The sequence below is a fragment of the Halorarius halobius genome (genome assembly GCF_024298865.1).
Taxonomy (GTDB): domain Archaea; phylum Halobacteriota; class Halobacteria; order Halobacteriales; family Haloarculaceae; genus Halorarius; species Halorarius halobius.
Map to the genome: position 1 here is coordinate 324,308 of NZ_CP101161.1, position 13,021 is coordinate 337,328.

The following is a 13,021-nucleotide window of genomic DNA, read 5'->3' on the forward strand; positions in this document are numbered from 1 at the left end:
GGATATTAGTTACTCGCATTTGTAGTAAATCCATCGCCGTATCAGAGCGCCGTCAGGACGCCCCCGAGGACGGCAAGAGCGCCGAGGCCGACACAGACCGTCCAGAGCGCCACCCCGCGGACGACCCGCAGGAGGGCGTCGATGGTGACGTAGCCAACGAGCGCCGCCGTGATAAGTGCCACGAGCGCGGGGGCCGGGGCGACGGCCGGCAGGCCGTCGGCGGCGACGAGCAGGCCCGCACCCAGCGCGGCCGGAATCGACAGCAGAAAGGAGAGCCGGAGGGAACTCTCGGGGTCGTAGCCGCGGACGAGCAGTGCCGAGACGGTCGTCCCCGAGCGGGAGACGCCCGGCAGGACGGCGAGTCCCTGGAGGACGCCGACCAGCAGGGCGTCGGGAAGCGTCGGCGCCTCACGCCGGCCGAGGCGGGCCGCGGCGACCCGCTGAAACACGCCCGTCGCTATCAGCAGGACGCCCACCAGCACGACGAACGCGCCGCCGGCCAGCACCGGAAACAGCCGTTCGAGGGTGGCGTACGCCGCGATGCCCACGACGCTCGAGGTGAGCGTCGCGACGGCGAGAAACGACAGTTCCGGGTGCGAGCCGTCGCGCGGCCGCCACGTCGGGAGCACGCGCAGGGTGGCCGCGAGGTCGGCCCGGTAGTAGACGGTCGCGGCGACGGCAGTGCCCGCGTGCAGAAAGAGGGCAAACGAGGTGGCGACGCCGGGGTCGAGCCCCTCCACCAGCGTGAGGTACAGCGCGATGTTCCCCTCGCTGGAGACCGGGAGCCACTCGAACACCCCCTGGAGGACGCCGACGACGACCGCGAGCCACAGCCGGTCCATACGGCCAGCGACACGCGATTCGGCTTGAAACCGCTGGTTCGGGCCGGTACCGCTATCGTCTCGGAACGGATACGGATGGCATGCAACTGGACAGTATCGCCGCGTCGCTCTCGGCGCTCCCGCCGTGGCTCGCGCTCGTCGTCGTGCTCGGCGGGTCGCTCGTCGTCGCCCGTATCGTACAGGTGGGCGGGGATGCCCTCATCGGTCGACTGACGGCGCGGATTCCCGGCGACGTGGACGACGTGGCGCTGTCGACGGTGCATCCAGCGCTGTACGCGTCGGTGCTGCTCGCGGGCGCCTACTACGCGCTGGAACCGCTGTCGCTCGGCGTGGTGACGCTACCGCCGGCCGTCGACGCGAACCTCCGGGCGAGCATCCTCACCGTCGGCCTGCTCGTGTGGTCGTACACGCTCGTTCGGCTCGGCCGCCGGGTGTCGAACGCCGTCACCGACGCCGCCGACGGCGAGGGGAGCGTCGTCCCCATCTTCCAGAACGTCTGGACCGCGGTGCTCGTCGGACTGACCGCGTTCGCCATGCTGGAACTGTGGAACTACGACGTGACCCCCCTCCTGGCGTCGGCGGGCATCATCGGCATCGTCGTCGGCTTCGCCGCCCGCGACACCATCGCCAACCTGTTCGGCTCCATCGCCCTCTTCTTCGACGGCACCTACACCGTGGGCGACTGGGTGGTGCTCGAAGGTGGTGACCGGGGCCGCGTCGAGGACATCTCCATCCGGTCGACGGTCATCCGGACGCGCGACGACGTGCTCGTCACCGTCCCGAACTCCGTGCTCAACTCCTCGAAAGTCGTCAACGAGTCGACGCCCCGCCGGAAGCGCCGCATCCGCGTGCCCGTCAGCGTCGCGTACGGCACCGACTACGACCTGCTGGAGGCGACCCTGCTCGGCGTCGCGGGCGAGACGAAGGCCGTCCTCGATGCACCCTCGCCCCGCGTCCGGATGCGCGAGTTCGGCGACAGCGGCGTCGACGTCGAGTTGCTCTGCTGGGTGCCCGACCCCGTTCTGCGGGGCCGTGCGACCCACGATTTGAACGTCGCCATCTATCGCGCGTTCGGGGAAGCGGGCATCGAGATACCGTTCCCGCAACGGGAAGTGCGGGTGCTCGGTAGGGCGGCCGCGGACGCCGAGCGGGCGGCGGCCGGCGCGGACGACTAGCGGCGTCGCCACCCGAAGCGCACTTGCCCGGGCGGGACACACTCCCGGTGATGACCGTTCTCGACGACGCCCGGACGCTGCTGGAGTCGGGGCCGCTCTGTGACGCCTGTCTCGGCCGGCCGTTCGCCGACCGGAGCTTCGGCCTGCGCAACGACGAGCGCGGGCGGGCGCTCCGCACGACCATCGCGCTGGAGGCGGACGAACCGTACGAGTCGACCGACCCCGACGACTGCTGGGTCTGTGAAGGGCTCGCGGGCCGGTACGACGAGTACGCCGACCGCGCGGTCGAAGCGCTCGACGGCATCGACTTCTTCACCTACCAGGTCGGTACGCGCGTCCCGCCGCTCGTGGAGGAGAACGACGAACTCCTGCGGGCGGACGCCGGCATGGACGCCGACGCCGGCGAGCAGTTCAAGAGCGAGTTCAACCGCGAGGTGGGTCGCCGGGTCGGTGCCCGCACCGAGACGGAGGTGGACTTCGAGCGCCCCGACGTGCAACTCCTGCTCGACCTCGACGCCGACGCGGTGGAGGTGACCATCAACTCCGTCGCCGTCTACGGCCGCTACCGGAAGGTGGAGCGCGACGTGCCCCAGACGGAGTGGCCCTGCTCGAACTGCGGCGGCTCCGGCCGGCTGACCAACCGGCCGTGCCCGGAGTGTGACGGCACGGGCTACCGCTACGAGACGAGCGTCGAACAGGAAGTGGCGCCGACGCTGGTGACCGCCCTGCGCGGGCGGGAGGGGGTGTTCCACGGCGCCGGCCGCGAGGACGTCGACGCACTGATGCTCGGCGACGGCCGGCCGTTCGTCCTCGAAGTGAAGGAACCCCACCGCCGGGACGTGGACCTCGCGGCGCTCGAACGCGAAATCAACGAGGAGAGCGACCACATCGAGGTGGAGGGGCTCCGCTTCGCCACCTACGAGATGGTCGCCCGCGTGAAGGAGCACGACGCCTCGAAGACGTACCGGATGGACGTGGCGTTCGGCGGAACCGTCACCGACGACGACCTGCAGGCGGCGCTCGACGACCTCCGGGGCGCGACGATACAGCAGCGCACGCCCCAGCGAGTCGACCACCGGCGCGCCGACCTGGTGCGCGAACGCGAGGTGTACGACGTCTCCGGCGAGCTGGACGACGAGACGCACGCGACGCTGACGGTCCACGGCGCGGGCGGCCTCTACGTGAAGGAACTCGTCTCCGGCGACGAGGGGCGGACGGAGCCGTCGCTGGCGGGCCTGCTCGGCGTCGACGCCGAGGTCACCCATCTCGACGTGCTCGACGTCGAGGGCGAAGAGGAACCGTTCGAGCAGTCCGAGTTCTTCCGCGACGGGCGAAACGAGTAAACCGCCCGAGCGACAAATGGTAGCGGGTGACACACCATGAACGAGTCACCTGCACGCGCCGTCGCTCGCGACACGGACACGACCGAAACCGAGGGACAGGAGGACGCCGACCTGCCGGTGTTCCCGGCGTGGCTGGCCGAGGACGGGTGAGTCGACCCCACGTTTTTGTCCGCCGAGCCGTACTGTGAACTGGTGACACGACCCATGTGCCACCACCACGTCGACGAGACGTACGAGGCGTACCGCGAGCGCGTCGCGGCCGAGGAGCGGGAGCCGTCGGACGAGGCCGAGGACCCGGCCGTGGACGTGGAACTCGACCGCGAGTACGAGGAGCAGGACGTGAAGACGCCGGGCGACGACTGACGCCGGACGACGACGTACACGGCGGACCGACCGTTTCTTTACCCGACGCGCGACACGGCCAGCCATGCGCTTCGGCGTCGACGAGGCCGGCAAGGGCCCCGTCCTGGGGTCGATGTTCGCCGCGTGCGTCCGTGGCGACCCCGCCGACCTCCCGGACGGCGTCGCCGACTCGAAACGGCTGTCGCCGACGCGCCGCGAGTCGCTGGCGGCGACCATCCGCGACGCCTTCGAGGTCGGGGTCGCCGAGATACCGGTGGCGCGCATCGACGGCGACGCGGACATGAACACGCTGACCGTCGCGGCCCACGCCGAGGCCATCGCGGGCGTCGGGGAACCGGACGACGACGGGCTGTGTGACGCGGGCGACACCTCCGAGGAGCGGTTCGCGCGCCGCGTCGCGGACGCCAGCGGCGTCGAGGTGACCGCCGAGCACGGCGCCGACGATTCGGACCCGATGGTCGCCGCCGCGTCTATCGTCGCCAAGGTGGCGCGGGACGCCCACGTCGAGACGCTGGCCGACGAGTACGGCGACGTGGGGAGCGGCTACCCCTCGGACCCGACGACCCGCGCGTTCCTGCGCGAGTTCGTGCGCGAGCACGGGGAGTTGCCCGACTGCGCGCGGTCGTCGTGGTCGACCTCGCAGGACGTGCTCGCGGCCGCCGAGCAGTCCGGGCTGGACGAGTTCTAGGCGGCCGTCGTGTGGCCGGTCACGGTCACCCGGTAGTAGGAGCCCTCGTACCGGACGTATCGGACCGCCTCGGTCCGCTCGTACATGAACGCCTGCGGCTCGCCGACCTCGAGCGCCCGCAACAGCGGGCGGACGGGCCGGGCGGCGTCCTCGAACCTCCCGGCGCGCGAGGTGTACGTGCCGTTGGCGATGGCGCGTTCGAGCGGGTCCGCCGCCGACTCGTTCAGGCCGTCGACCGTCACGACGAGTTCGTCGACGAACGCCGACTCGTTCGCCGCGACCCGCTCGAGTCGGTACGTCGTCGTGTCCAGTTCGACCGACTCGTTGCGCACCCGCACCCGGAACGTCTCGTTGTTCCGCGTGACGTACCGGACCTCCTGGGTCGGGGCGAACACCGACTCGTCGGGGTCGGGAACCGTCTCGTACACGTAGCGCGCTTGCGGGCCGTCGCGGCCGCCCTCCTGGCGGACGCTCCAGGCCTTCCAGGCAAGCAGGAAGGCGTTCCGGTCGCGGTCCGGAAGCTCCTCGGCGGCCACGGCGTCGGGCGCCGTCCGGTCCACCCGCTCGATGCGGAGGACGGGGCGCTCGCGGGTCACGTCGGGACCGTCGGCGACGCGGACCTGGTAGTAGGTGCCGTTTCGCTCGACGTACGCACCCTCGACGTCGAGACGTTCCCCGGCGGTACGGGCGCTCCCGTTGGCGTGGGCTGCGTCGACGACGGCCCGCTCGCGGTCGGAGAGGGAAGCGGTCGCGTTCGCCGCGATGCGCTCGCGGGGCATCTCCTCGGCGGTGACGATGAACTCCGTGTGGTCGGCGCTCCCGAACGTGAGCGCGAAGTAGGTGAACGCGCCCGCGCCGACGATGGCCGCGGTCACCAGAAGAAGGACGACGACCTGGAGCGCGCGGACGACGCGGCGGTCCATGGGCGCGCGTTCCCGGGAGAGCGGTAAAGGTCTTGTCCGGTCAGTCCAGCACGACGTTGCGCAGGATGTTGCCGTACGCCGGGCGGGTGACGAGCACGCCCAGCAGGACGCCAACGATGGTGACGATGGCGAACCCCTGCAGGTCACCCAGCGACAGCACCGCCAGCGGCGACATGGCGATGATGGTCGTCGCCGCCGCGGCACCGATGACCCAGAACGCCTTGCGGAACCGTGACTCGAACACCTTGCCGGTGCGTATCTCGTCGCCCTGTAGTATCTCGTCGGCGATGATGACGAGGTCGTCGACCCCGGTACCGATGACGGCGATGAACCCGGCGATGTGCGACAGGTCCAAGGCGAGTCCGACCGCCGCGGCGAACCCGAGTAGCAGGTACACCTCCGCGGCGGCGGTCACCACCATCGGCAAGGCGACCCCCGGCTCGCGGTAGCGGATGAACACCACGGCCGCGACCGCGCCGACCGCGACCGCGCCGGTGATAAGCGAGAACAGCTTGAACTCCTGAGCGAGCGACGGCTGGAGGTAGTAGGTGGTCCCCTCGCCCTGGATGTCGAGCGTGGTCGGCAGGGCGCCGGCCCGCAGGTTGATCTGGAGTTCGCGCGCCTCGCTGATGTTCGAGGTTATCATCCGGAACGCGGGGTCCTGCGGGAACTCGCCGCTCTCGATGATGCGCGCGAGGTCGCTCCCCATCGAGGAGGCGTACACGACCTGCCCGTCAACGACCGTGAACAGACAGTAGCCGTAGTCCTGCTCGTCCTGTCGCCAGCGGCAGTTCTCGACGCCGCTGTCGCTCGTGAACCCGTACTGGCGCATGTCCTCGGCGAAGCTCCGCGCGGAGTCCTGCTCGAGCGTCACCGGCACGAACGGCGGGCGCTCGCCTTGCCCCTCGGTCGCGGAACCGACCTGCGCGATGTCCTCGCGCTCCAGCACCGTCGTCCGGGTGTAGTTGCCGCCGGCCTCCGTCGGATAGCCGGCGACGATGGACACCACGCCGCGGTCCCCGATGAGCTCGATGACGTCCGAGCGGTTGGCGTTGGGCACCTCGACGAGGATGAACGTCTCGCCGGTCGGCGAGCGCGCGATGGTCGCGCTCCCGCCGGTCAGCCCGCCGCGGTTGATTTTGTCGTTGAGGACGCTCACCGCGGTCTGACGGGTCGGTGCGGTGACGCCGTCGCGAATCTCGCCCGCCGAGAGGTTCGCCGCCTGCAGGGCGGCGCGGAACTCCTCGTCGGTGCGGTTGGTGGTGTAAATCTCGAGCGCGCGCTCCTGGGGCCTGGTCTGGACCTCCGACAGCGAGAGGTTCAACTCGGTGGCGACGGTGCGCTGTATCTCGCCGAGGTCGCGGTCGGTGTAGTCGACGCCTTCAGCGGTGGTGCCGACCAGCGGCGCGCGGATGCGCGTGCCGCCGGACAGTTCGAGCCCGTACTCGAGGTTCGTCGGCGAGTCGCCGGCGACGGTGCCGCCGCCCGACCCGTCCGAACTGCCGGCGACGGGCGCGAACAGCGCGACGGTGCTGGCGACGACGAGCACCACCAGCAGGATGATGCGCCAGTTGTCGCGCAGTGACGTCATTTCGCCACCCCCTCGTACTTGTAGTAGCGGAGCAGGCTGACGTTCATCAGATACGTGTTCATCAGGTCGGCCGTCAGCCCGAACACGAGGATGAGCCCGATGTAGGGCAACAGCGGGATGCCGAGCAGGAACGAGACGACGGTCATCACCGCCATCGCCGCGATGGAGGTGAGCGTCATCGTCACGCCGGTCCGCATCGCCCGGTAGGTGGACTCGTAGAAGTCACCCCGCCGCCGGAGGATGTGGTTGTTGAGAAGCAGGTCCGAGTCGACGGAGTAGCCGATGAGCATCAGAAGCGCCGCGACCGTCCCCAGCGAGAGGTTGATGCCGAAGATGTTCATCAGCGCGAGGGGGATGACGAGGTCGGAGAACGCCGACGCGACCACCGCAATCGAGGGGACGAACGTGCGGAACATGGCGAAGACGAGCAGGCTCATCCCCAGGAACGCGACGGCGATGCCCACGAGCGCCTGGTTCTGCGAGTTCGCCCCGAACGACGCCGCCCGTTCCTGTGTCGATATCACCTCGTACCCGGCGCCCCGTGCGGTTTCGGCGACGCTGGCGTCCGTCGGCGGGAACGTGACGAGGTACTCGTTGTTCGACGAGCCCACCGGGGAGATGGACTCGATGTCGGCGTCGAACGTACTCCGTATCTCGGCGGGCGAGTCGGCCGTCTGTATCCGCAGTTCGGTGCCGCCCGTGAACGCGATGCCAAGCGAGACTGGAGCGCCGTTCAACGCCCAGTAGACCGCGATGACCAACAGCGCCAGCGCCAACACGGCAAGCGGGATGGCCGCCAGCTGGCGGTTGGTGTACCGGGTGTAGTCTACCTCCGGCACTTCGAACGCTACCATACCCTCGCTGTGACCACGCGCCGAATAAGCCTTCTTATACTCCTTCGTCGTGGCGACGACGACACACGGCGGCGAAAGCGGTTCACCGCTGGCGCCCGTACGACCGCCCATGACCGCCGCCGACCGCGTCGTCGTCTCGTATCCCGCGGACCTCTCCGAGTGGGGCCGTGGGCAGATAGCGACCCGTCACTTCAAAGCGTGGCTCCGCCGCGTCCACCCCCGCCCGACGCCGGGCGACGTCTGGGAGGAGTTTCTCGACGTGGGCTGTTGTGGCAACACCCTCGACGTCCCGCTCCGCGTCGAGCGGGTCGAGGGCGGCGACGAGATGGGCGAGGCGACGACCATCGAGTACGAGACGCGGGCGGCCTGCGGCATCGAGGGTGGCTGGCGCGTCCAGAGCGCCGGCGGCCCGACCGGCTGACTCCGTATTCCGTCCTTCGGCCACCGACTTTATTGGCGATGCGTGAACACGGCCGGATATGGACGAAGCCCTCGAAGCGGCCGAAGTCGTCGCCGACTCCGGACTCGAAGGCGTAGTCGTGTGGCTGTTCCGCATCCTCGGGGTGCTGTTCATCCTCGCGGGCCTCGGGATGTGGCTGTTGACCGACGCCGGACTGCTGGTGTTGCCGGCGGTGCTCATCGTCGTCGGCGTCGTGTTGCTGGTCGCCCCGCAGATACTCCTGCTTTTGGCCGAACTCGGCTGACGCGAGCGAACCGTTGATGCGGGTCGCGCCCCACCGCCGGGTATGAGCGACCCGACGCTGTCGCGGATTCTGGTCTACCCCGTCAAGTCGCTGGACCCGGTCGCCGTCGAGGCCGCCACGGTCCGGGAGGCGGGCGGGCTCTCGGTCGACCGCGAGTACGCGATAGTCGACGCCGACGGCGAGTACGTCAACGGGAAGCGCGAGCGGCAGGTCCACCGCCTCGCGTCGTCGTTCGACCCCGAAACGGGCGCGCTGACGCTCGGCCCCCGCGAGGGCGACGAGCGGGCCACGTTCCGGTTGCCCGACGAGCGGGCGACCGCCGCCGACTGGCTGTCGTCGTTCTTCGGCTACGACGTGGCGCTGAAACGCGACGACCGCGGCGGCTTCCCGGACGACACCCACGCCGCCGGCCCGACGGTCATCGCCGCCGCGACGCTGGAGGCGGTCGCTGGCTGGTTCGACGACATCGACGCCGCCGGAATGCGCCGGCGTCTCCGCCCGAACCTCGTCGTCTCCGGCGTCGAAGCGTTCTGGGAGGACCGCCTGTACGCCGACCGTGACTCGGTGGTCGCGTTCGACGTCGGCGGCGCCCGCTTCGAGGGCGTCAACCCGTGTCAGCGCTGTGTCGTGCCGACCCGTGACCCCGACACCGGCGCCGACACCGAGGGGTTCCGCGAGCGGTTCGTCGAGCGCCGGGCCGCGACCCTGCCAGGGTGGGCCGACCGCGACTGGTTCGACCACCACTTCCGGCTGATGGTGAACAGCCGCGTTCCACGGGAAACGGTCGGCGACCGGGTCGCCGTGGACGACGCCGTCACCGTCCGAGACCGGCGCGACCGGTGACGCCGGGAGCGTTCTCACTTCCTGAAATGGCGCTTGAGTATTGAAGTAACCGCAGAACAGCGGTAATTTATGAATCAACGCGGGGTCTCACCGATTATCGGCGGCGTGTTGATGGTCGCTATCGTCGTCGCCGTCGCCGCGGTGTTCGGGTCGCTCGCGCTGGGGTTCGACGACCAACTGTCGGCGCCGTCGCCGTACGCCGCCTTCGAGGCGGACTGGGACCCCGCGGGGACGGGCAACGGCGGCGTCCCGTACGTGAACGTCACGCACACGAACGGCGAGGTCGCTGAGGGGAGCGACCTGTACGTCGTCGACGACGAGGGGAACCGCGTCGCGTGGGAGACGGTCTGGACCGGCGGCGAGACGGTGGAGGCGACCGAGTACGTCCACATCGACGGGAAGGGGAGCGACTGTGCGCTCGTCGAACCGCGCGAGGGGACCACCTACCGGCTGGTCCACGAGAGCGGCGACACCGAGCAGGTGCTCGAGACGTACACGGTGCCGACGGCGCCCGACTCGACGCCGGGGCCGTTCACCTGCTAAGGGAGATAGCGGACGCTGACGACGCCGGGTTCCGACCGCACCTCGACGCGGTTCACGTCGTCCATGCGGGCGGCCCGCGCCAGCGTCCCCTCGTCGTCGAGTACGTCGTCGACAGCCTCGTCGGTGTCATCCTCGGGGACCGTCAGCACGTGGAGTTCGCCCATCCCGGCCCGCTCCTTTCGGGTGAGTTCGCCGACCGACTGGTCGGCGGCGATGGCCCGCTCCTGTTCGGTCGGCGGCTCCGCGCTCGCCGCCACGTCGATGCTCCGGCGCGCCTCCACCTCGACGACGCGCCACGTCACCTCCATCGGCGGCTCCGGGGAGAGCGTCGCGTCGAGCACGTCGCCCGCCCCGACGCCGGGGTTCTCCGCCAGCGTGTGGACCTGCCCGCCGTCGACGTCCTTCAGCACCGCCGACTCGTCTTCGGCGTGCGTGACGACGAACCGGCCCTCGGTCTGGTCGCTCATGGACGGGGGGAGGGGCTCGCGCCGTTTCACCGCATCGCTCTGTGGACGAGATAGACGACGAGCGCGGCGACGGCCGGCGGGACGACCCCCGCCAGCGACGGCAGGCCGTAGAGGAACTCGACGACGGGAGCGACCGGCCCCGTAGCCGGGGTCTGAAACTCCGCGGGGACGGAGACGATGGCGCCGAGATACAGCGCGAGGGCGTAACCGACGCCCGCCGCCCCGAGCGCCCGGTCGTAGCCGGGGTCGTTGCCGACGAGGCGGTGGTGGCGCGCGACGAACAGCACGGGCGCGAACAGCGGCGCCACGACGAGGAAGCCGACGAACACGACGAACGCACGCACGAACGAGGAGGTGCCGCCGGCGGCCAGGCCGACGCTCCCGGCGACCGCGAGCACGAACGAGATGAGGAAGAACAGCGACAGCAGTAGCGACAGCAGACCCCCGAGGACGGCGTACGCGCGGAACAGCCACGAGTCGCTGTGCCGGACGGCGTACGGGAACGCCCCGAGCAGGCCGCCGTAGTCGTCGCCGGCGTCGCCCGTCTCGGTGCCGCTCATCGTCGGCTCCCGGGCTCGCCCGTCACGACTCCGTGACGGCGATTCGGACCCGGTCGCCCTCTTGCAGGACGTAGCCGGGCGGGGCGACGTTCTCGCCGTTCACCGCGACGGTGACGTTCGTGCCCCCCGTCTGGTTGTACGTCGTCCCCTGGAACGTCACGGAGTCGTCGGTGACGCCGATGCCGAGCGTCGCCATCGCGTACTCGAGGGTGACGCCGCGGGCGTGGCCGTGCCACCGCTCGCCGTCGCCGTTCTCGAAGTGGAACGCGTCGGCCTGGAGCTGGTACTCCCGCTGGCTGAAGTCGACGGCGTTCCCGTTGACGGTCATCAGGATGGTGCCGTGGTAGTGGACGGAGCCAGCCTGGCTCGTCGGCGTCTGCTGGACGTCGTAGCCGTTGACGCCGTACGGCGGGCCGCTCCCGCCGCCGCCACCGCCGGCGAAGAACAGGACGTACGCGACGATGCCGACGGCCGCCACCAGCACCACGCCCAGCGCGATGGGCGCCGCCTCGATGCCGTCGTCGTCGTCCTCGGTCTCCCCGAGGCGGCGCTGGTCGATGGGGCCGAGTTCGTCGGCGTGCTCCGCCCGGAGGTGGTCGTCGCGGGCCGACTCGCTGTCGAACGACGCCCCGCAGTAGTCACAGTCCGGCATTCCTTGCCCTCCCTATCGGGCCGACTCGTTCAACCTTTTCGGTGCTCGGCGAGAGCGTCGGCGTGCTCGGCGACCAGCGCGGCGAACGCCTCCGCCTCGGCGGCTTCCTGTGCGTCGACGGGCGCGTCGTCGCGGAGTCGCTCCTTCAGGAGACGGAGCGCCGACGGGTCGTTGGCCGCGAGCTCGTCGGCCACCGCACGCGGCTCGTCGACGACCCGCGAGACGAGACCCATCCGGCGGGCCTCCCCAGCGTCGACCACCCGACCGGACAGCGAGAGGTCCATCGCGTCGGCCATCCCCACGGTGTCGGGCAGACGGTGGGTGCCGCCCCACGCCCCGAACAGGCCGAACGTGACCCCCGGCTCCCCGAACGTCGCGTCGGGCGTGGCGACGCGCACGTCGCAGGCCAGGGCGAGTTCGACGCCGCCGCCCCGGGCCGCGCCGTCGACGCCCGCCACGACGGCGGCGTCGGCGTCCGCGATGCGCGAGAGCGCCCGCTGGCCGGCCTCGACGAACGGCGTCGGGTCGCCGTCGGCCGCCACCTCGGCGACGACCGAGAGGTCGGCGCCGGCACAGAACGCGTCGCCGGCCCCGCGAATCAGCACGACCGGGACGGGCGCGTCCGCGACCGCGTCGGCGAGCGCACCGAGCCCCTCGGGCGTGACGGCGTTGGCCGCGTCGGGGCGGTCGAGGGTGACGACCCGCACCGCGTCGGCGTCCGAGACCCGTATCATGACGGGGCGTGGCCGTGGGTTTCCAAAGGTCTTTGCCTTTCGCACCCCAACTACCGGCCGATGGATGAAGCCGCCGCGGTCCGCCGGGCCGCACTCGGCGCGGTCGGGGACGTGACGCCGGCCGGCCTCCGCGACGACATCGAGGGCGTGCTCGACGGCGCCGCCCTGTTTCCCGGCGCCGTCACCCTCGCCACGGCGACCGCGGCGGGCGTCGACCCCGACGAACCGGGGCTGGCCGACCGCGCCGCGGGCGTCCAACTCATCTACGACGGCCTCCGGCTCACCCGACGGCTCGCCCACGAGAACCCCTGGAGCGGCGACCGCGCGGCCCGCGACGCCGCCGACATGGACATCCTCGCGGCCGACGTGCTCGTCGCCCGCGGCTTCCGACTGCTCGCGCCCACCGAGGCGGCCGCCGACGCCGTCGAGGTCGTCCGGGCGTTCGGCCGCGACCAGACCGACCGCTGGACGGCGGCCGACCCCGCCGACCTCGACCGCGAACTCGAGGCGGACGTGTTGCGGCTGGCGGTGACCGCGGGCGCGACGGCCGCCGGCGGCCACCCCTCGGAGGCGACGGAGGTCGTCGCGGAGCTCGCGGCCACCTGGGACGGGGCGTTTCCCGACCCGGCGGAGGCGCTCGACTGCGGCGTCCGCGAGCGACTGGCCGCCGTGTCAGGCAGTGCCGGCCGGCCGCTGAATCGAAACGACTAAAGAGAAAACCGGGCTACGGTCAGGTGCC

Annotated in this window: 17 protein-coding genes; 9 read left to right on the forward strand and 8 right to left on the reverse strand. The window is 70.9% G+C overall.

Annotation, left to right across the window (positions count from 1 at the left end; translation table 11 throughout):
- Positions 1-41: 41 nt before the first annotated feature.
- Positions 42-842, reverse strand: a complete 801-nt coding sequence (locus NL112_RS01590) for an undecaprenyl-diphosphate phosphatase (RefSeq protein ID WP_255150876.1) — start codon at positions 840-842, stop codon at positions 42-44.
- A gap of 80 nt (positions 843-922) precedes the next feature.
- Here NL112_RS01590 and NL112_RS01595 point away from each other — a divergent pair, with 80 nt between their 5' ends.
- From NL112_RS01595 to rnhB, 4 genes are all read left to right on the forward strand, one after another.
- The gene (locus NL112_RS01595; RefSeq protein ID WP_255150877.1) at positions 923-2,017 is read left to right on the forward strand and encodes a mechanosensitive ion channel family protein; all 1,095 of its coding nucleotides are present in this window, start codon (positions 923-925) and stop codon (positions 2,015-2,017) included.
- A 50-nt stretch (positions 2,018-2,067) separates the two neighbouring features.
- Positions 2,068-3,360: a tRNA pseudouridine(54/55) synthase Pus10 gene (locus NL112_RS01600; RefSeq protein WP_255150878.1), complete on the forward strand. Its 1,293-nt coding sequence runs from the start codon at positions 2,068-2,070 to the stop codon at positions 3,358-3,360.
- A 192-nt stretch (positions 3,361-3,552) separates the two neighbouring features.
- A complete protein-coding gene (locus tag NL112_RS01605; protein WP_255150879.1) occupies positions 3,553-3,723 on the forward strand; it encodes a hypothetical protein in 171 nt (56 codons plus the stop codon).
- 64 nt (positions 3,724-3,787) lie between these two features.
- Entirely contained in the window at positions 3,788-4,411 is a 624-nt protein-coding gene (rnhB, locus tag NL112_RS01610) for a ribonuclease HII (RefSeq protein ID WP_255150880.1), read from the forward strand.
- Here rnhB and NL112_RS01615 read toward each other — a convergent pair.
- The 3 genes from NL112_RS01615 to secF are packed head-to-tail and all read right to left on the reverse strand — an operon-like array spanning position 4,408 to position 7,779.
- A complete protein-coding gene (locus tag NL112_RS01615) occupies positions 4,408-5,334 on the reverse strand; it encodes a DUF7979 domain-containing protein (RefSeq protein WP_255150881.1) in 927 nt (308 codons plus the stop codon). The two genes, rnhB and NL112_RS01615, sit on opposite strands and share 4 nt — an antisense overlap.
- Positions 5,335-5,374: 40 nt before the next feature.
- The gene (locus tag NL112_RS01620; RefSeq protein WP_255150882.1) at positions 5,375-6,925 is read right to left on the reverse strand and encodes a preprotein translocase subunit SecD; all 1,551 of its coding nucleotides are present in this window, start codon (positions 6,923-6,925) and stop codon (positions 5,375-5,377) included.
- Entirely contained in the window at positions 6,922-7,779 is an 858-nt protein-coding gene (secF, locus tag NL112_RS01625; protein WP_255150883.1) for a protein translocase subunit SecF, read from the reverse strand. The genes NL112_RS01620 and secF overlap by 4 nt, the downstream gene beginning before the upstream one ends.
- A gap of 109 nt (positions 7,780-7,888) precedes the next feature.
- On the opposite strand from secF, the gene NL112_RS01630 reads away from it, so the two are divergent.
- The 4 genes from NL112_RS01630 to NL112_RS01645 all read left to right on the forward strand — a co-directional run bounded on the left by NL112_RS01630 (position 7,889) and on the right by NL112_RS01645 (position 9,869).
- Entirely contained in the window at positions 7,889-8,200 is a 312-nt protein-coding gene (locus NL112_RS01630; RefSeq protein WP_255150884.1) for a DUF7968 family protein, read from the forward strand.
- A gap of 58 nt (positions 8,201-8,258) precedes the next feature.
- Positions 8,259-8,483 (forward strand): hypothetical protein, encoded by a 225-nt coding sequence (locus tag NL112_RS01635; protein ID WP_255150885.1) that lies wholly within the window; start codon positions 8,259-8,261, stop codon positions 8,481-8,483.
- A 42-nt stretch (positions 8,484-8,525) separates the two neighbouring features.
- Positions 8,526-9,326 carry an MOSC domain-containing protein gene (locus tag NL112_RS01640; RefSeq protein WP_255150886.1) on the forward strand — a complete coding sequence of 267 codons (801 nt, stop codon included), beginning with the start codon at positions 8,526-8,528 and terminating at the stop codon, positions 9,324-9,326.
- Between the two features lie 69 nt (positions 9,327-9,395).
- Complete coding sequence (locus NL112_RS01645; protein WP_255150887.1) at positions 9,396-9,869, forward strand: type IV pilin domain-containing protein; 474 nt, start codon at positions 9,396-9,398, stop codon at positions 9,867-9,869.
- On the opposite strand, the gene NL112_RS01650 is transcribed toward NL112_RS01645, so the two are convergent.
- The 4 genes from NL112_RS01650 to NL112_RS01665 are packed head-to-tail and all read right to left on the reverse strand — an operon-like array spanning position 9,866 to position 12,282.
- On the reverse strand, positions 9,866-10,336 hold the full coding sequence (locus NL112_RS01650) for a DUF5812 family protein (protein ID WP_255150888.1): 471 nt from the start codon (positions 10,334-10,336) through the stop codon (positions 9,866-9,868). The genes NL112_RS01645 and NL112_RS01650 overlap by 4 nt on opposite strands.
- Positions 10,337-10,362: 26 nt before the next feature.
- Positions 10,363-10,896 (reverse strand): DUF8056 family protein, encoded by a 534-nt coding sequence (locus tag NL112_RS01655; protein ID WP_255150889.1) that lies wholly within the window; start codon positions 10,894-10,896, stop codon positions 10,363-10,365.
- 22 nt (positions 10,897-10,918) lie between these two features.
- Positions 10,919-11,548, reverse strand: a complete 630-nt coding sequence (locus NL112_RS01660; protein WP_255150890.1) for a hypothetical protein — start codon at positions 11,546-11,548, stop codon at positions 10,919-10,921.
- Between the two features lie 29 nt (positions 11,549-11,577).
- Positions 11,578-12,282 carry an enoyl-CoA hydratase/isomerase family protein gene (locus tag NL112_RS01665; RefSeq protein WP_255150891.1) on the reverse strand — a complete coding sequence of 235 codons (705 nt, stop codon included), beginning with the start codon at positions 12,280-12,282 and terminating at the stop codon, positions 11,578-11,580.
- Between the two features lie 60 nt (positions 12,283-12,342).
- Between NL112_RS01665 and NL112_RS01670 the strand changes: the two genes are divergently transcribed.
- Positions 12,343-12,993, forward strand: coding sequence for a DUF7114 family protein (locus NL112_RS01670; protein ID WP_255150892.1), 651 nt, complete (start codon positions 12,343-12,345; stop codon positions 12,991-12,993).
- Positions 12,994-13,021 lie beyond the last annotated feature (28 nt).